The 18020-nt window shown below is 72.8% G+C and carries 15 protein-coding genes; 7 read left to right on the forward strand and 8 right to left on the reverse strand.

The genetic code is table 11. The annotated features are described in order from the left end of the window. Positions 1 to 44: 44 nt before the first annotated feature. Positions 45 to 1355, reverse strand: a complete 1311-nt coding sequence (locus tag AB0G35_RS13485; RefSeq protein WP_360947990.1) for an SGNH/GDSL hydrolase family protein — start codon at positions 1353 to 1355, stop codon at positions 45 to 47. 282 nt (positions 1356 to 1637) lie between these two features. Here AB0G35_RS13485 and AB0G35_RS13490 point away from each other — a divergent pair, with 282 nt between their 5' ends. The 3 genes from AB0G35_RS13490 to AB0G35_RS13500 all read left to right on the forward strand — a co-directional run bounded on the left by AB0G35_RS13490 (position 1638) and on the right by AB0G35_RS13500 (position 4850). After that, the gene (locus tag AB0G35_RS13490) at positions 1638 to 2990 is read left to right on the forward strand and encodes a DUF445 domain-containing protein (RefSeq protein ID WP_360947992.1); all 1353 of its coding nucleotides are present in this window, start codon (positions 1638 to 1640) and stop codon (positions 2988 to 2990) included. 121 nt (positions 2991 to 3111) lie between these two features. Continuing rightward, positions 3112 to 3333 (forward strand): DUF3311 domain-containing protein, encoded by a 222-nt coding sequence (locus AB0G35_RS13495; protein WP_360947994.1) that lies wholly within the window; start codon positions 3112 to 3114, stop codon positions 3331 to 3333. Positions 3334 to 3341: 8 nt separating this feature from the next. Then, positions 3342 to 4850, forward strand: coding sequence for a sodium:solute symporter family protein (locus AB0G35_RS13500; RefSeq protein WP_360948233.1), 1509 nt, complete (start codon positions 3342 to 3344; stop codon positions 4848 to 4850). Here AB0G35_RS13500 and AB0G35_RS13505 read toward each other — a convergent pair. From AB0G35_RS13505 to AB0G35_RS13515, 3 genes are all read right to left on the reverse strand, one after another. Then, positions 4834 to 5796: an SCO0930 family lipoprotein gene (locus AB0G35_RS13505; protein ID WP_360947996.1), complete on the reverse strand. Its 963-nt coding sequence runs from the start codon at positions 5794 to 5796 to the stop codon at positions 4834 to 4836. The genes AB0G35_RS13500 and AB0G35_RS13505 overlap by 17 nt on opposite strands. A gap of 152 nt (positions 5797 to 5948) precedes the next feature. Further along, positions 5949 to 7499 carry an NADH-ubiquinone oxidoreductase-F iron-sulfur binding region domain-containing protein gene (locus tag AB0G35_RS13510; RefSeq protein ID WP_360947998.1) on the reverse strand — a complete coding sequence of 517 codons (1551 nt, stop codon included), beginning with the start codon at positions 7497 to 7499 and terminating at the stop codon, positions 5949 to 5951. Further along, positions 7496 to 8254: a hypothetical protein gene (locus AB0G35_RS13515; protein ID WP_360948000.1), complete on the reverse strand. Its 759-nt coding sequence runs from the start codon at positions 8252 to 8254 to the stop codon at positions 7496 to 7498. The genes AB0G35_RS13510 and AB0G35_RS13515 overlap by 4 nt, the downstream gene beginning before the upstream one ends. Positions 8255 to 8822: 568 nt before the next feature. Between AB0G35_RS13515 and AB0G35_RS13520 the strand changes: the two genes are divergently transcribed. Then, complete coding sequence (locus tag AB0G35_RS13520; protein ID WP_360948002.1) at positions 8823 to 9644, forward strand: helix-turn-helix domain-containing protein; 822 nt, start codon at positions 8823 to 8825, stop codon at positions 9642 to 9644. 146 nt (positions 9645 to 9790) lie between these two features. Here AB0G35_RS13520 and AB0G35_RS13525 read toward each other — a convergent pair whose 3' ends face one another. After that, positions 9791 to 10405, reverse strand: coding sequence for a TetR/AcrR family transcriptional regulator (locus AB0G35_RS13525; RefSeq protein WP_360948004.1), 615 nt, complete (start codon positions 10403 to 10405; stop codon positions 9791 to 9793). Between the two features lie 120 nt (positions 10406 to 10525). Here AB0G35_RS13525 and AB0G35_RS13530 point away from each other — a divergent pair, with 120 nt between their 5' ends. Next, positions 10526 to 11485, forward strand: a complete 960-nt coding sequence (locus AB0G35_RS13530; protein ID WP_360948006.1) for an alpha/beta fold hydrolase — start codon at positions 10526 to 10528, stop codon at positions 11483 to 11485. 102 nt (positions 11486 to 11587) lie between these two features. Here AB0G35_RS13530 and AB0G35_RS13535 read toward each other — a convergent pair whose 3' ends face one another. The 3 genes from AB0G35_RS13535 to AB0G35_RS13545 all read right to left on the reverse strand — a co-directional run bounded on the left by AB0G35_RS13535 (position 11588) and on the right by AB0G35_RS13545 (position 16233). Next, positions 11588 to 13057, reverse strand: coding sequence for a DUF1996 domain-containing protein (locus AB0G35_RS13535; protein ID WP_360948235.1), 1470 nt, complete (start codon positions 13055 to 13057; stop codon positions 11588 to 11590). 247 nt (positions 13058 to 13304) lie between these two features. Then, complete coding sequence (locus AB0G35_RS13540; protein WP_360948008.1) at positions 13305 to 13952, reverse strand: DUF4142 domain-containing protein; 648 nt, start codon at positions 13950 to 13952, stop codon at positions 13305 to 13307. A 238-nt stretch (positions 13953 to 14190) separates the two neighbouring features. Beyond that, entirely contained in the window at positions 14191 to 16233 is a 2043-nt protein-coding gene (locus AB0G35_RS13545; RefSeq protein WP_360948010.1) for an AMP-dependent synthetase/ligase, read from the reverse strand. A 174-nt stretch (positions 16234 to 16407) separates the two neighbouring features. Here AB0G35_RS13545 and AB0G35_RS13550 point away from each other — a divergent pair, with 174 nt between their 5' ends. Both AB0G35_RS13550 and AB0G35_RS13555 read left to right on the forward strand, forming a co-directional pair. Further along, positions 16408 to 16713: a DUF6412 domain-containing protein gene (locus AB0G35_RS13550; RefSeq protein ID WP_360948012.1), complete on the forward strand. Its 306-nt coding sequence runs from the start codon at positions 16408 to 16410 to the stop codon at positions 16711 to 16713. Between the two features lie 222 nt (positions 16714 to 16935). Continuing rightward, complete coding sequence (locus AB0G35_RS13555; protein WP_360948014.1) at positions 16936 to 17958, forward strand: YidC/Oxa1 family membrane protein insertase; 1023 nt, start codon at positions 16936 to 16938, stop codon at positions 17956 to 17958. The last annotated feature ends 62 nt before the right edge of the window (positions 17959 to 18020 follow it).

Raw genomic sequence — 18020 nt, forward strand, 5'->3', positions numbered from 1 at the left:
GGGCGGGGTGACCACCCGGTCGGCGCAACGCGCCGGGACCGGCGCTACAGGGACGCCGGGGCGGACTGCTTGAGGAGGCCGAGGTCGACCGTGTTGGCCATGGCGCGGTAGCCCTCGTCGCTCGGGTGGAGGTGGTCGCCGGAGTCGTAGACGGGGCGGAGCCGGACCGGGGCGGCGGGGTCGCGGAGGGCCTTGTCGAAGTCGACGACCTCGTCGTAGACGGTGCCGGAGCGGATGATGTGGTTGACCCGTTCGCGGACCGAGTTCAGCTGGGCGGAGTAGCCGCGGTGCCCGCCGAACGGCGTAAGGGTGGAGCCGGTGACGCGCAGGCCGCGGGCGTGCGCGTCCCGCACGATCTGCCGCATGCCGGCGACGATCTTCTGCGGGTCGAGCTGGCGCGGGGACTTGAACAGGTCGTTCAGGCCGATCTCGACGATGACCGCCTTCACGCCGGTGCGGGACAGCGCGTCGCGGTCGAGGCGGGACAGCACGCTGGGGCCGTTGTTCGGCGAGAAGCGGCTGCCGTTGACGAGCAGGCGGTTGCCGCTGATGCCCTGGTTGAGGACGCCGTAGCGGGGCGCGCCGGGCTCGTTGCGCAGCCGGGCGGCCAGGAAGTCCGTCCAGCGGTGGTTGGCGCCCGCCGTGGAGGTGATGCCGTCGGTGATCGAGTCGCCGATGGCGACCACCGAACCCTGCGCCTCGGTGCTCCACACGTCGACCCCGGTCAGATAGCGCCAGTAGGGGCTCTGCTCGGTGTAGGCGGCGCCGGTGCCGTCCTCGGCGCGGTCGCCGCGCGCCAGGTAGGAGGTCTGCCGGGCGTACGGGTGGTAGGTGGCCGGTCCGGACGGGGAGGGGGAGTACGTGGTGACCAGGAGGTCCGTGTCGCCGGGGACCTTCAGCCGGGTCGGGTCGCTGCTGACCGCGCCGCCCGCGGGGATGGTCACCGCGGGCTTGCCGCCGAAGGACAGCCGGCGCATCGTGCCGTCCGCGGCGGTGGGGTCGCTGGGGGCCGCGGCCAGCGCCACCGTGGCGTGGCTGACCACCAGCGGCCGGGTGCCGTAGAGGTTGGAGAGCTGGATGCGGACGCCGGAGCCGCCGACGCTGGTGTGCACGACGTTGCGTATCGACATCCCCGCGTAGCCGTCCAGGGTGCCCGGCTCGGCCGCCGCGGCGGCCGCCGACCAGGTCCCGACCCACTGTCCGGAGACGGCCGGTGCGGCGGGGTCGCGCGGCTTGTGCGGGGAGTTGCCCGGTCCGCCGTCCTCGCCGCCGAAGCCGGCGAATATCGCGGCCGAGATCAGCAACACCACTGCCGCCAGGCCGGCGAGCAGGGCGTAACCCACACTTTTCTTCATGCGGGAGGGGTCTCCTGGGGAAAGCGGAGCTCCAGGCTCCGGGCGGGCAAGGGCAGCGGGCGGGCAGCGGCACCGTTGGCGTCCGGTCGGTCCTCCATGATCCCACGGACCTCCCGGGAGCCGCCCGGCGCCCCGCTCGGAGCCGCCCCCGGCGGGCGCCGGGAACTCGTGGTTCGCTCCAGGAGTAGGTCACAGTGGGACATACGGCCGGACCGGTGGCCGGACCCGCGGCGCAGCATAGGCCGTGGGAGTGGCGGGGGCACGGTGGGAGCGGTGGAGCGGATGGAACGGGCGAGAACGGACAGGGCGCCGGCGCGGGACGCTTCCCCGGCGCCGGGCGCCGCGGCGGCGCGCGGCCCGGTGGCGCCGGCCGGCGGCTTCGTCTACGGTGCCGCCGACGAGGAGCGGCGGCGCGCCGTACGCCGGATGAAGACGCTGGCCACCGGTCTGCTGCTGGCCGTCGCGCTGGTCTACGCGCTGGCGACGTGGGCCGGCCGGGCCGGTGCCGGCGGCTGGACCGGGTTCGTCGCGGCGGCCGCGGAGGCCGGCATGGTCGGTGCGCTGGCCGACTGGTTCGCGGTCACCGCACTGTTCAAACGGCCCATGGGACTACCGATCCCACACACCGCCATCATTCCCACGAGAAAGGACCAACTCGGACAGAGTCTGGGGGATTTCGTCGGTGAGAACTTCCTCTCCGCCGACGTCGTCCGCCGCCGGCTGCGGTCCGTGGGCATCGGCCGCCGCCTCGGCGGCTGGCTCGCCGAGCCGCGGAACGCCGACCGGGTCACTGCCGAACTCTCCACCGCGCTGCGCGGCGCGCTGACCGTCCTGCGCGACTCCGACGTCCAGGCGGTGGTCGGCGAGGCGATCACCCGCCGCGCCGACGCCCAGGAGATCGCGCCCGGCCTCGGCACCCTGCTGGAGAAGGTCGTCGCCGAGGGCGGCCACCGGCGGGTGGTGGACCTGGTCGTCGCCCGCGCCCACGACTGGCTGGTCGAGCACGGCGACTCCGTCATGGCGGCGGTCTCCGGCGGCGCCCCCGGATGGACGCCCCGGTTCGTCGACCGCAAGGTCGGCGACCGGGTCTACAAGGAACTGCTGCGCTTCGTCACCGAGATGCGGGACATGCCCGAGCACCCCGCGCGCGGCGCCGTCGACCGCTTCCTGCGGGACTTCGCGGACGACCTGCAGACCGACCCGGACACCAGGGCCCGGGTCGAGCACCTGAAGTCCGAGGTCCTCGGCCGCGGCGAGGTCCAGGACCTGATCGCCTCGGCCTGGGGCGCGGTCCGCGCGATGATCGTCACCGCCGCGGAGGACGAACACAGCGAACTGCGGCTCCGGGTCCGGGCCGGACTGCTCTCCCTGGGCCGCCGGCTGTCCGACGAGGAGCGGCTGCAGGGCAAGGTGGACGGCTGGCTGGAGGGCGCGGCGGTGTACGTCGTGTCGACGTATCAGCACGAGATCACGTCCCTGATCACCGACACCGTCGCCGGCTGGGACGCGGCCCACACGTCCCGCAAGATCGAGGCTCACATCGGCCGCGACCTGCAGTTCATCCGCATCAACGGCACGGTGGTGGGGGCGCTGGCGGGGCTTGCGATCTACTCCGTGTCGCAGGCGCTGGGGTGAGACTTCCCACGTAGTCGGCTGCGGCGCCGCACCGCGCGCAACGGCGAGCAACACCCGCGGCGGGAAGGCCAGGTACGTGGGGGCTACAGCCAAGCGCAGCGGACGGGCCTACCCTCAACCCGTGCGAAAGCGTTCGAGAAGCCGCCCCGCCCTGCTGTGGCTGGTGCTGCCCTACCTCCTCTTCCTGGCCGTGCTGCCGGCGGCGAACCGTGTCGTGCCGACCGTGCTGGGTCTGCCGTTCCTGTTCTTCTGGATGCTGGTGGCGACGCTCGCCACGCCGCTGGCCGTGTGGCTGGCGCGGCGGGGTGAGCGGGCGCGGGGCCGGGACGGGGAGGGGGCGTGAACGACACCGTGAACGCGACGGTCTCCACGGCCCTGTTCGGCGGGTTCATGGTCGTCACCGTCGTCCTCGGGCTGCTCGCCGTCCGGGGCCGGGGTTCCGGCGGCGGGCTCGCGGAGTGGTCCGTGGGCGGCCGCAGCCTCGGCACCGTCTTCATCTGGGTGCTGATGGCCGGCGAGAGCTACACCAGCTTCAGCTACCTGGGCGCGGCCGGCTGGGGCTACAACTTCGGTGCGCCGGTGCTGTACGTGGTGGCGTACATGTCCTGCGGCTATGCGCTGGGGTACGTGGTCGGGCCGATGCTGTGGCGGTACGCCCGCCGGCACGGGCTCGTCGGGATCACCGACATCGTCGCCCACCGCTACCGGCGGCCGTGGCTGGGTGCCGCGGTGGCCGTTCTCGCGACGGTGTGCCTGCTGCCGTACATCCAGCTGCAGATCACCGGCATGGGCGTGGTCGTCTCGACCCTCTCGTACGGGACCGTCAGCCTCAACTGGGCCTACTTCCTGGGGTTCGCGGTGACCTGCGGCTTCGTCGTGGTCAGCGGGCTGCGGGGCAGTGCCTGGGTGTCGGTGCTCAAGGACGTCCTCGTCATCGGCACCCTCGGGTTCCTCGTGGTGTACGTACCGTTGCACTACTTCGGCGGTTACGGGGAGTTCCTGCACCGGGTCACCGCCGAGAAGGCGGAGTGGCTGACGTTCCCGGGGCACGCCTCGGGCGGGCTGGGACAGGTCTGGTTCGTCACCACCACCCTCGTCAACTCCCTGACGGTGGTGGTCTTCCCGACGACCGTGGCCGGCTACCTCGGTGCCCGTAACGCCGAGGCGCTGCGCCGCAACGCGATGTACCTGCCCTTCTACAACGTGTTGCTGTTCGTGCCGATGCTGCTGGGGCTGGCGGCGCTGTTCGTGGTGCCGGGGCTGACCGGTGCGGACTCCAATCTCGCGTTGTTCAAGCTGGTGGTGGACTCCCTCCCGGCCTGGGCGGTGGGCCTGATCGGGGTGGCCGCCGCGCTCTCCTCCATCGTGCCGATGGCCGTGTTCATGCTGGTCATCGGCACGATGTGGGGGAGGAGCGTGCTGGGTGCGGTACCGCGCCTGGCCACCCGGCAGAAGCTGTGGTCGCAGGTGGTCGTGGTGGCGGCGGGTGCGCTGGCCCTGCTGCTGACGTACACCGCCCCGAACACCCTGGTCCGGCTGTCGCTGATCTCGTACGAGGGCATGGCGCAGCTCGTGCCGATGCTGCTGCTGGGGCTGGTGTGGCGGCGGCTGACGTGGCTCGCCGCGGTGAGCGGCCTGGTGGCGGGGTTCGCGCTGGTCTGTGTCCTGGTCTTCGGGGGACACGACCCGGTGTGGGGGATGAACGCGGGCCTCGTCGGCCTCGCGGTGAATCTGGCGGTGGCGCTGACGGTCACCTGGCTGGGGCCGCGGGAGGCGGACGACCGGCCGGACGCCGAGGTGCTGGCGGTGGACGACGCGTCCCCGGAGGGGGAGACCGAACCGGTCAGGGCGTCGTCGTGATCTTCTTGCCGGTCTTGGAGACCGCGAACCACAGGCCCATCTTGCCCTGGCCGTTGATGTCGCCGGGCTGCTTGTCGCCGGTGAAGGTGTAGACGGGCCAGCAGTCGACGGCCAGCTGGCGGATGCCGTCGGGGCGGGTGACGGTGGAGATGAGCTTGGGGGCGATGCCCTTCAGCTTGGAGCGGTCGGCGGGCTTGGCGGGCTTCCAGGTGTCCAGGCAGGCGTCGTTGCAGCCGAACTTCATCGGCCAGGCGCTGTCCTTGTTGAAGCGGTAGAGGGTCATGCCGTCGCCGTCGACGAGGATCTGGCCCAGCTCGGGCTGGTTGAGCACCGAGACGTCCGCGGCCTCCTGGGCGACCGCCTTCTTGCCCTCGGCGGTCAGCGCGTTCCAGGTGCCGCCGACGCCCTGGCCCTTGGTGTCGCCGGCCTTGGTGTCCTTGGCGTAGCGGTAGGCGGGCCAGCCGCCGATGGTGAGCTGTTTGGTGCCGTCGGCGCGGGTGACCGAGCCCAGTGCGCTCTTGGCGATGCCCGCGGGTGCCGAGGCGCCGTCGGCCGGCACCGGGGGCCAGGTGGTGGCGCAGGAACCGGAGCAGTTGGACTTCGGCGGCTCGGCGGTGTCCTTGTCGAAGCGGTAGAGCGTCATGCCCTTGGAGTCGGTGACGACCGGGCCGAGCTTGGCGTCCTGGTGCAGTGCCAGCGCCCCGGCGCTCGGCCCGGTCTGTGCGGACTTGCCGCTGTCCCCGCCGGCCTGCCCGCCGTAGCCGTCGCTGCCCTGCCCGGAGCCGGAGGAGCCGTAGCCGTAGGCGTCGCTTCCCTGGCCGGCGGGCTGGACGTTGTCGGTGGTGGCCGTTCCGGCGCTCTGGTTGTCGCTGCTGCCGCAGCCGGCGGTGAGCGCCAGGGTGGCGACCGCGGCGGCCGCGAGTCCCGCACGACGACGAATGATCATGGTGTCTCCAATGCCGGTGGGTGAAGTCGGTGGCTGGGGTGGTGCGTTGCTTGCCGGCCGGTTGCCGTCGCACGGGGGTACGGCGGACGGGGTGGCCGGCGTTCACGCCGCACGAAGTTTTTCTCCGCGTGCCAAAAAGCGTGCACGGACGGTCAGTTGCCGCCCTGGACGCGCAGCGCGAGGGCCGGGCAGCGGCGTACCGCGAGCTGTGCCCGGCGCCGCATCCGGGCCGGCAGCGGCATGCTGGCCCGCTCCGGATAGCCGTCCGGGCCGAGTTTGACGACGCCGGGCACGACGTCCGCGCACAGGCCGTGGCCGCGGCACAGCGTCCAGTCGACCAGCAGCCGTTCCTGCGGCGGGGCGGCGGGCTTGGCCGGGGCGGACACCGTGGTGGGCAACGCGGCGGGGGGCGGCCGGTGCCCGGTGACCGGCAGGGCCCCGGTCACCGGGCGGCCGCACCCGAACCCGCGCGCATGGCGCTCGAACTCCTCGGGGAAGGCGGCGAGGGCCGAGGCCACGAAGCGCGCGGTGCCGTCCGGGTGGCTGCAGGCGCCGCGCTTCTGCACGGCACGCATCCGGTCCTGCACGGCCTGCAGGGCGGCCTCTCCGCCGCCCCGCACGGCCAGGTCGAGTTGGTCGGCGAGGGCCGGCAGGCCCAGGACGCAGGGGCCGCACTGCCCGGCGGACTCGGCGGCCATCCACTGCGCGACCCGTACCGTCTCCCCGGCCGGACAGGTGTCGTACGGCAGCGGCAGTACCGCGCCCGCGCCCAGTACGGCATCGCACTCGGCCAGCGAGTCCCGGGACAGCGTCACGGTCTGCGCGTCCGTGGGGGAGACGAACGTGCCGTGGTAGCCGCCGATCAGCACGCCCTGCCCCTGATCCATCCCGCACAGTGCCAGGACCCGGGCCAGCGGCACCCCGTAGGGGACCTCCACCACCCGGTTGCCGGCGACGGTCAGCAGCAGGGTGCCCGGCTCCGTGGGCAGGCCCGCGGTCCGGTAGCCGAGGGCGCCGAGCCGGGCCGCCACGGCGAGCTGGGCGTAGGTCTCGGTGTTCGACAGCAGCGTCGGCACCCCGTTCAGCCCGCGCTCGCTGGAGCGGATCTTGCGGCCCGAGGGCAGTCCGGGCCCGCCGCCCAGCCCGTTGGTCATCGCGCTGCCCTCGCCGGTGACGAACCGCTCGGTCAGCAGGGTGACCCGTAAAGCCGGCCGCACCGGGCCCCGTTCGGCGATCGCCCGCCGCACCGAGTCCTCGACGTCCGTGCGGGTCACCCCCAGGGCGACCTCCTGGGCGCCGAGCGCGTCGGCGGCCAGCAGCGCGCCGTCCAGCACCAGGTGCGGGGCGTGCAGCAGCATCGCGGTGTCCTTGAGGCAACTCGGCTCGCCCTCGCTGCCGTTGACCACCACCGCGGCCTTGCCCTCGGCGCGCGCCATGCCGTCCAGCACCGCGCTCACCTTGCGGGCGAACGGGAAGCCGGCGCCGCCGCGGCCGCGCAGATCGATGTCCTCGGCGAGCGCCACCAGTTCCTGCGCGGTGAGCTGCGGCAGGCTGCCGTGCCGGGCCAGATGCGCCACCCGGTCCATGCGCGGCATCTCGTCGAGCCCGGCCAGCAGTCGTGGCGGGCCGAACGACGCCAGCGTCGGTACGGGCTCCGGCGCGGACAGCGCCGGCAGCAGACGGGTGGGGGCGGGGGCGGTCATGGGAGTTCTCCTGAGTTCGTGCGGGCATCGCGCAGCCGCAGCGCCAGCCGAACGGCCACCGCGACGAGACAGACGGCGTACCCGGCCAGCGCCCAGCCGGCCGCCGCGCGGCCGGACTTGAGGCCGTGCACCAGCGCCAGCGCCCACGCCAGGTAGGCGCTCATGTGCAGCGCCCGCCACCAGCGGGACGCCGCGATGCCGGTGAACGCACCGCGCACCGCGCCGGTCACCGCGACGGCGACGAACACGTAGGCGGCGAGCGTGCCCAGGCCGATGAGCACCGGGCGGGCGCCGTCGGTGAAGGGCACGGCGACGGACGCCGCGCCGGTGTGGCCCTCGGCGACCTTGACCCAGATGTGCAGGCCGAGGAAGCCGAGTCCGGCGACGCCGGTGCCGCGGTGCACGGCCTGGGCGAGCAGCCGGTGGCCGGTCTGCAGCACCATGCGGTCGGTGGCCGCCAGGCCCCACAGCACCGTCACCGACAGCGAGACCAGCGCGAGGACGCCCGCGCCGAAGTCCAAAAAGCGCATCAGGGTGTCCATCGCGCCGGAGTGCAGGGTGACGGCGATGAAGAGCAGCAGCGCGGCCGGAAGTGCCGGGCGCAGCAGGGCGGTCGGGGCGGGGCCGCCGGGCTTACGGCGGCCCGGCGGCCCGGGTTCGTTCGGGGGCCGCCGGGCGCGCGTGCGGTCCGGCGAGGGCCGGGCGCGGTGTGTTGCCCGGCGGCTCTGACGGGTCTGCAAACGCGGTGCGGACATCGGACCTCCCGGTGTCGGGGCACGGGTGCGGGACACGAATTCCGGTGAAATTCCGTCGGCGGGGTATTTGCCCGAAGCTATTGCGGGGCTTTTGTGCGGGTGACCCCCGGTAACGTTCAACATTCCGTAACCGGGCGGATACACAGGGCCGTAAACCGGATGTGCAAAAGCATCTACGAGCGCGTTCAAGCTTTCGTAAGGTTTATCGCGCTGTGACAAATTCCTGCACCGGCGTCGCGATCGCGCCGGGGGACTCCGGATGATGCCCAGTCAGGCGCACGGGGGCGCCCTTCCCCAGTCCAACCCCCCATCCCCGCCAGGATCGAGGTAACTGATGTGTGATCTCCTGAACCGCATCTGGTCGCGTCCCCGAGGCGAGTGGACCCGGGTAGTCAGAAATGCACTCCCGGGCCTCGCCGAGGAGGTCGTCGCGGAGTTGCAACGCGGATTTCCCGCATTGGCGGCACTTCTCGGCGATACCCCCGTGGAAGAGGCTCAATGGGCCCTAGAACAGGCGTTGCTGACAGTTCTGGGTTACCAAAAAGAGTCGGAAAGTAAACGTCCGGCCGTGTCATCGGTGGTCACGCCGATGCCGGTCGCCCGGGCCCGACAGGACCTCTTCGAAGTGCTCGCCGGTCAACGGGAGACCCCGGAGGAGGGATTGGGCGAGCTGGCCCGCGCGGCCGGCTGGCCGGTCCCGGACACCCTCCAGGCGGTCGTCCTCGCCACCCCCGCCGAGGCGCCCCAACTCGCCGCCGCACTGGGCCATGCACTCATCGGCTCGGTCGACGGCTACACCTGTCTCTTCGTCCCGGACCCGGCCACCCAGACCCGGGCCCGCCTGGAGGCCGCCCTCAAGGGCCGTGCCGCCGCGGTCGGCCACTCCGTACCCGCGACCGACACCGCCTCCTCCCTCCGCTGGGCCCGCTACCTCCTCACGCTGGCCCCCGGCCGGGTCGGCCCGGAGGCCCGGCCCGCCTTCGTCGACGACCACCTCTCCGCCCTGCTCCTCCTCCAGGACGAGTCCCTCGCCGACGCCCTCACCTCCCGCTGGCTGGGCCCGCTGGAGGAACTGACCCCCCGCCAGAGCGAACGCCTCGAAGTCACCCTGCTCGCCTGGCTGGAGGGCGGCGGCGCCCCGGAGGCGGCGAAACTCCTGCATGTCCACCCCCAAACGGTCCGCTACCGTCTCCGCCAGATCGAGAAGCTCTTCGGCCCGGTCCTCCGCGACCCCCGCACCCGCTTCGAACTCGAAATGGCGCTGCGCAGCCGCCGTCTCATGGCCCACGTCCGCTCCTACCGGGCCCGCGCCGGCCGCCGCGCCCGCACCGTCGCCTCCTCCATACGACCACTGGGCGTGGCCCGGGAGGCGCGGGTGAACGGGTTGTGAGGCCGCGGAGGCCGACGAGAACGTCCCGGCGCGTCCGCTGATCTGACCACGGCGGCCCGCCGCCGGGTTCGGCCCCGTCCCGGTATCCGGGGCGGGGCCCCAGTGCTGCCCTGGCCGTGCCCCGCCCGGGAAGCGCGGCCCCGGAGTCAGCCCCGCCCCTCCGCCTCGAAGATCCGGTCCAGGTGGTGCCGGAGGACCGTGACGGCCGAGTCGGGGGTGCGGTGGCCCACCAGGATGCTGGTGCCGAGGCCGGCGGAGAGGGCGAGGAGGGTGATGGCTTCGGTGCGGGCGTCCAGGTCGGGGTGGGTGAGGCCGGCGGCCCGTGCCTGGTGCAGCAGGTCGGCGAGGGCGTCCTCGGCGGCGGCGGGCTGCTGGAGGAAGGGCTGGGCGGCGAGGGCCGGTTCGGTCACGGACAGCACCGCGTACGAGGTGTGGACGAGGTGGAAGGTGCGGCTCTCCTCGTCGGTGGGGAGGGACGTCATGAGGAGGGATTCCACGGCGGCGCGCGGGCCGGGGGCGGTGCCGGCGGACCGGATGCGGGCGGCGACGCGTTCGCCGAAGCGGGCGGTCAGCTGCTCCAGGCCGTAGAGCAGCAGCTTTTCCTTGGTCTCGAAGTAGTACTGCACCAGCCGCAGGGACACGCCGGCCTCCGCCGCCACGTCCCGCATGCCGACGGCGTGCAGGCCGCGCCGGCCGGCGACCCGTACGAGGGCCTCGGCGATCTGGGTGCGCCGCTCTGCGTGGTCCACGCGTTTGGGCATGGGGCGTGTCTCCGCTCGTCGTTTTCCGTCATCGGCCCGGAGGTCCGTGGGGCGATTTTGATGATACCGCCGTATCAACAACGTGGTACGGTCGTATCACGAAAACCAGGCGCCCCGGAGGTGACCGTGTCCCCGTCCACGACCCGTAGCCGGGCCGATGTCGGCCGCTATGTGAACGACACCCTGCGCGACCGCTACTTCGCGGCCTGCGATGCGGTCTACGCGCTCGGCGCCCCCATCCGTGAAGAGCTGGACGTGGAGACGTCCTACGGGACGACGCACGTCTACCGGTACGGCCCGGCGGACCCGGCGGCGGCGCAGCGCACGCCCGTCGTCCTGGTGCACGGATCGGGCAGCTGCTCCGCGATGTGGTACCCGAACACCCCCGCGCTCAGCGCCGAACGGACGGTCTACGCGATCGACACCCCGGGCGACGCGGGCCGCAGCGTGCACCGCGAACCCCTGCACCGGCCCGAGGACGCCGCGCGGTGGCTGGACGAGACGCTGGCCGCGCTCGGCCTGGACCGGGTGCACCTGGTCGGTTCCTCGTACGGGGGGTGGCTGGTCCTGAACCAGGCGCACCGCGCGCCCGGCCGGCTCGTCTCGGTCACGCCGCTGGACCCGGGCGGCCTGGAGAAGGTGGGGCTGCGCTTCTTCGTCTGGATCTTCGTCAGCCTCTTCGCGACCTCGGCGCCGCGGGCCCTGCGCCCCGCGCTGGCGAAATGGCTGGAGCAGCCGGTGCTGGTGGTGCCGGAACTGCGCACGATGATCAGGGCGGGCGTCCGGGCCTTCCGCATCCGCCGCCCGGCGCCGCTGCCGCTGTCCGAGGACGCACTCCGCAGCATCCGCACCCCGATGTACCTGGTGCTCGGCAAGCGGAGCCTGCTGCTGCACCCGAAGCGGCAGGTCGAGCGGGTGCCGCGGCTGATTCCCGGGGCCCGCGCCGAGATCGTCTCCGCCACCGGCCACGGACCGCAGATCGATCACGCGGACGTGGTCAACGAGCGGATGCTGGCGTTCATGGAGTCCGTGGACCTCGCGGAGGACCGGGGGCATGCGCCGTCCGGCCTCGGGGGGTGAGGGGCCCCTGCCGTGACGCGCCACTTCCCCGGGACGGCTGCCCGTCCCGGGGAAGTGGCGCATCAGTGCGTCAGCGCATCAGCGCATCGGTGAACCGGCGGCTCAGCGGCACTTCTGGCCGTTGTTGATGCAGGAAACCGCCTTGTTCATCAAGTCGTCCGACATCACGTTGATGAAGTCGCCGTGGTCGGTGACGGGTTTGTGCAGCTGCTCGGGGAAGCTGTCGACGGCGAAGCTGGCGCCCTGGGGGACGTCGTAGGTGATCCGCTCGACCAGCTGCGGGATCGCCTTGAAGTTGTTGGGGCAGTTGCCGTTCTGGTCGGAGAACGCCACGTGGTCGCGGTGGTTGCCGCTGTCGATGTCCCGGCCGTCCCAGCAGTTCTGGAACGCGAAGGTGCGGACGACCTGCGAACCGCTGGGGCAGATCGGGTACTTGTCCTTGAGCTGGCGGTCCTCGAAACCGGTGCACGACCAGGAGGCGTTGGCGTTCTTCGTGCCGTTGGTGAACGCCTTCGCGTCACCGGTGATGATGCGCAGGAAGCGCGGCATCGCCTCCACCTGGCCGGCCTGGCTGCCGCGGAAGGTGAGGGTCGCCGTGGCCGGGGTCAGCACCGAGCCGACGTTGGCGTCCTGTGCGGCGCCCGGCTTCTGCTCGGCGTTCCCGTCGAGCTTGCGCAGCACCGGCCAGTAGTAGGTGGACTGGTCACCGTTGGTGCAGGTGGTGTCGGAGGAGGCGAGGGAGTCGTTGTTGGAGAAGGCGTCGGTGGTCTTGTTGCCGACGTAGTCGTGGGTGTGGTGGGCGCCGTTGCTGACGCCCGGCGTGACGATGACGTTGTCGGGGTTGAAGTGCCCCTCCTCGTTGCGGCCGCACTCGGTGGTGAAGGTGCCGGTCGTGGCGTTGCCGCCGCGGGGCGCGGCGAACGGCGGGTCCCCGGCGTTGGGCTGGACGGTGGTGATGTCGACGAAGTCGTCGGGGGAGGGGCCACCGGGCCGGCCCTGCTGCTGGTCGCCGTTCTGGCCCTGCTGCTGACCCGGGTCCTGGTTCTGCTGCTGACCGCCGTCCTGACCCGGCTGCTGGGTCTGCTGCTGGCCGCCGTCCTGGGTCTGGGGCTGCTGGCCCTGGTACCAGCCGTCCTGGGTGGACTTCGTCGAGTCGTAACCGCCGGTGCCCGCGCCCTCGTTGACGGGCTTCATGGTGCAGCCGCTCATCTTCCACAGGTACGACGGCCGTTTGGCGTCCCGGGCGATCGCGGTGATCATCGTGCTGATGGTCCGCTGCCGCTGCTGTTTGAGCTGGGTGAGGACCGCGCTGCCGCTGCCCTCCATCATCCGGTGGTAGGCGTCGTGCACCTGACGGTCGAGCGTCGCCAGGCCCTTGGAGACCTGGAGCTGGGCGCTGTGCGGGACCGTGCGGAGCCGTATCCCCACGTCCGGACAGGAGATCGTGCTGGCCAGGACGGTGTGCTGATGGCCGGCCGTCGGCTCCGAGTCGGAGCCGCCGGCCAGCGCCGTGGTCGCGACCGCGGCGAGGCCGCCGCCGCCCAGCAGGAGCGCGGCCGCGGCGACCAGCATTCTGTTCGTCAGGCGGGAGCGTTTGTGGGACTGCTGGCGCTGTTGCCGTGGGCGGTGCCCTTGCCGTTGCGTCATGGGATCACTTCGCTTCGTCCGGTGTAGGGGGTGAGGGTGAATGCGCCTGATGGGGCGGCCGGTCGGCGTGGGTCACGGTGGCCGGGCGCCCCGGTGGGCAGTGCCTGGTGGGACGGGCGCGACCCGGCTGCCGTCCGCCGCGGGGCCGGGGTACGGCCCGCCGCCGGGCGGCTCAGCTGCTGTGCAGGGTGTTGAAGTCCACCTGGCCGGTGTTCTCCAGGACCGTGATGTGGTCGAGCACGGTGGAGTTGGCCTTGTTCGCCAGGGAACGCACCATCGTGTTCTGGGTCTGGTCGCGGACCATCGCGATCAGCCCGAAGACCTTGCCGTGCGACCGGCGCAGCAGCTCGGCGAAGAGACGGGGGTACTCGGCGTCCGACGCGGAGTTCAACTGCCCCAGCCAGCCCTGCTGTTCGGCGCTGGGCTGGTTGGGCAGCGGGATGCCCAGGGCCCGGCCGGCCTCCACCGACCGCCGGTCCAGCTCGGTGTGCCCGGCCACGAGGTGGTCCCCCGCGGTGCGGACCGCCGCCGTTTTGCCGCGTTCCTGGGCCTGCCGGCCCGCGGGCATCTCCCACAGCCCGGCCAGCCTGACCTTGCGTACGAAATCCCGGTCCATGGCGGTCAGCGGGCCGTAACGGGTGTTGACCGTGCCGCCGCCGTCATCGTCGTACGAGACCGTGTTCGTCGCCGCCGACGCGGTCTCCCCGAAGAGCTGCACGGGCAGCAGCAGCGCCGCGAGGGTGGCCACGAGGGCGGCGACCACCAGTCCCGTGGCGATGGACCGCCCGGATGCTGCGGAATTGCTGAGGATCGACCGCACGGAGCGCCTCCCGGTTCGTCCCTACGGGAAATGGACTGGAATGCCACCGGACGCTAGGCCGCGCACCGGCCTCGTGGACGCGGGTTCTCACCCCTGGACAAATTACGGCCGGGCCCGCCGCGGCCCTGCTACGGTGCCGCGGGCGGGCCCGGACGTGAGCCGGTGCGCGGGCGGGCAGACGTGTGCCCGGCGCGCGGGCGGGGCCGTGCCCACCACCCGCCGCCGGGGACCGCGCTCTTCAGCGTGCGTACAGGCCCGCCGCCGCCCACCGGCGGCGTTCCTTGCGGGTCTCCGGCTCCTGGCGCTCGCCCTGCGCGTACAGGGCGTCGATCTCCGCCGCGTAGGCCCGCACGATCGCCGCCCGACGCAGCTTCATCGAGGGCGTCACCAGGCCCGACTGCTGGCTGAACTCGCCCGGCAGGACGCGGAAGGCGCGGATCGACTCGGCGCGGGACACCGAGGCGTTGGCGCGCGCCACGGCCCGCCGGACCTCCGCCTGCAACTGCTCCTCCGGCGACGGCCCCGCATCGGCGCCACCGCCGCCGGCACCGCCCTCCTCCGGCTCGCCGCGCAGTTTCCGCCACTGCGCCAGCGCCTCCGGATCGAGGGTGATCAGCGCCGTCACGTACGGCCGGTTGTCGCCGACGACCACGCACTGCGAGATCAGCGGATGGGCGCAGAGCCGCTGCTCCAGTCCCAGCGGGGCGACGCTCTTGCCGTTGCTGGTGATGATGATGTCCTTCTTGCGGCCGGTGATGACCAGGTAGCCGTCGTCGTCCAGGTGCCCGAGGTCACCGGTGGGCAGCCAGCCGTCGTACAACCCGCTGCCGGGATCGTGGCCGCCGCCGGGACCGCGGTCGGCGCCGGGGGACCGCCCGTTGCCCGGGCCCGCGCCGCGCCGGTGTCTGCCACCCGGTACGGCACCGTCGCCACCGACGCCGTCCCCGGTGTCGGCCCCCTCCTCCTCGTCCAGATAACCCGCGAACACCACCGGCCCGCGCACCCACACCTCGCCGTCCAGCGCCAGATGGACCGCGCTGCCCGGCAGTGGGAGTCCCACCGTCCCGAAGCGGACCCGGCCGGGCGGCTGGGCGGTGATCGCACCGCTGGTCTCCGTCAGGCCGTACCCGTCGTAGACGGTGATGCCGATACCGGCGAAGAGCAGTCCCAGCTCCCGCAGCAGGGGCGAACCGCCGGAGACCGCGGTGCGCACCCGGCCGCCCAGCAGGTCCCGGATGCGGGAGTACACCAGCCGGTCGTAGAGCGCGTGGCGGGCCCGCAGGAACGGGTCGGGGCCGCGCCCGGTGCCCCGGGCCTGTGCGGCCTGCGCCTCCGCGTAGCGCACCGCGACGGTCATCGCCGCGTCGAACGTCCGCCGCCGGCCGGCCCGTTCGGCGGCCAGCCGGGCGCGGGCGCAGAGCTTCTCGAAGACGTGCGGCACCGCGAACAGGAACGTCGGCCGGAACGACGCGAGCGCGGGCAGCAACTCCTCCGAGGACGGGTCGGGCTGATGGGCGAGCTTGACCCCGCCGCGCAGACACGCGACCTGCGCCACGAGCCCGTAGACGTGCGCGAACGGCAGGAACGCCAGCAGCGACGGACGTTCGCCGGGCGGGGCCAGCAGCCCGCCCCAGCCCGCGTAGAGGGTGTCGCACTCGGCGGCGAGATTGGCGTGCGTGATGACGCAGCCGCGCGGGCGCCCGGTGGTGCCCGAGGTGTGCACGATCGCCGCGGTCGAACCGGGCGTGACGGCGTGCCGCAGCCGGTGCACATCGGCCTCGGGCACCCGGGTGCCCTCCTCCGTCAGCCGCTGGAGGCAGTCCAGGTCCAGCTGCCACAGCCGGCGCAGCCGGGAGCGCGCGTCGCAGGCCTCCGCCACGGTCATGGCGTGCGCCTCGTGCTCGACGACGATCGCGGTGACCTGCGCCCCGTTGAGGATGCAGCGCAGCTGCTCGGCCGACGCGGTCGGGTAGACCGGCACCAGCTCCCCGCCGATCGCCCACAGCGCACAGCTGAACAGCGTCCACTCGTAACGGGTCCGGGACATCAGCGCGACCCGCGCACCGGGCCGTATCCCGTCCGCCAACAGCCCTCTGGCCAGGGCCATCACCTCGTCGCGGAATTCCCGTGCGGTCACCTCTCGCCAGCCGTCCGGCGCCCGGTCGTCGCGCCGCGCCAGCTGGACGAAGTCCGGCTGGTGAGCGGCGGTGTCGAAGACGGAGTCGGCCAGGCCGCCGGTCCGCAGCGGAGCCGCCAGGGCCGGAACGCTGATATCGCGCACAGCACCTCCTAGGTGTTCCCCCTTGGTCCCCGGTCCCCCCACCCCCGGTCCACCGCCGTCCCGACGGCAGGGAGGGCAAGTTACCCACAGGTGTCCCGGCCGCCCAGGTCTACGGCTACTCTTGAGCGGAAGACGACAAGTCCTGGTAAGCGGCTAGGCGGAAGGAGGCACAGCATGTACCGGCTCGTCGAAGCATGGCGGCTGTACACCTCCGCGGTCCTCTTCCTCCTCGCCGGCCTCCTGCTCACCCAGACGGGCCTGACGACGGCTCTGACCGCGGCCGCGACCACCGCCGCGCTGTTGCTGCTGTGCAGCGCCTTCCTGATCGCGGCCAGCGCGCAGCCGGTGCCACCGGGGCGGATCCGTACGGCGATCCGCGACCGTGAGCGACGTACCGCCTTCCTGCCACAACGCGACCCGGACGCGGCCGGCCGACCGCGCCCCCGAGCACCGGGCCGCCCCCTCCCGACGGCCGCGTAGACGCACGGGCAACTCCCCCTTCCTCAAGGGGCGGCGCCCGCCGACTTCCTCAAGGGGGCGGCGCCCACACGACGGACAGCTCCCGCCCACCAAAGACTCCCGCAGTCCTCGGGCGTGACTCCCGCACCTCGGGCTCCGTTTCCCTCCCTGTCCCCGCGTCCACGCAGCTCGTCACGCCGAAACCCGTCTCCCGGCACGACGAGACCCGTGGAGGGCTCACCCATGTCCATGTTCGGCTTCCTCGGCGATGCGCTCGGGCGCGCCGCCGCCGTGCTCGACCCGCTCTTCGGTGATGCGGCCGTGGCCGTCACCATCGTCCTGTTCACCCTCGCGGTACGCGCCGCACTCCATCCGCTCGCCCGCGCCGCGGTCCGCGGCGAGAAGGCCCGCGCGGCCCTCGCCCCCGAGCTCCAGGCACTCCAGCGCAAGCACAAGAACGACCCCGAGCGGCTGCGGAAGGCGATGGCCGACCTCTACGCCAAGACCGGCGCCTCGCCGCTGGCCGGCTGTCTGCCCTCGCTGCTCCAACTGCCCGTGATCTTCGTGATGTACCACCTCTTCTCCACCGGGGGCGGCGGTCTGCTCGACCACACGCTTCTGGGCGCACCGCTCGGCGGCCACTGGGCCGAGGCCCTGGCGGACGGCGGCCCCTTCGGCCCGCAGGGCCTGGTCTACCTCGTGCTGTTCGTCCTGATCGCCGCGGTCGCCACCTGGAACTACCGGCGCGCCCGTGCCACCGCGGCCCAGGCCCCGACCCCGGACCGGCCGCTGCCCGGTATGGCCTCCATGGCGAAGCTGATGCCGCTGCTGTCGTTCGGCACGCTGATCACGGTGGCGGTGGTCCCGCTGGCCGCCGGCCTGTACATGGTGACGACGACGACCTGGACGGCGTGTGAACGGGCGCTGCTGCAGAGGGACAAGGGGAAGCCGGAGCTCAAGGGGAACGAGCGGCAGAAGCAGCAGAAGGAGGAGGACGAGGACCCGGCCGTGGGGATGAAGCCGGCGGACGTCCCCGCCGACGGCACGCCGCCCGTCGCCACCGCGGCCACCCCTCGCCGCGTACCGCAGCAGCGCGCGCCGAAGAGCCGCGCGGCACGCCAGCGGGCGGCGCGGGCGAGGGCCAACGCGCAGGCGCGGACCCGGGCCGGCGCCGAGGCGCGGCCCGGTACCCGGGCGGCCGACGCGGAGGTGCGGAGCCGGGCCGACTCGGGCGGCACCGAGCAGATCGTTACTACCGCTCCGTAACGGTCCAGTCCGTGAACGGGGTCTTGCGGACTGGACCCCGTTCTCGGAGGATCGACCAAATC

Source organism: Streptomyces sp. NPDC021749 (genome assembly GCF_040640655.1).
In the GTDB taxonomy this organism is placed as follows: Bacteria; Actinomycetota; Actinomycetes; order Streptomycetales; family Streptomycetaceae; genus Streptomyces.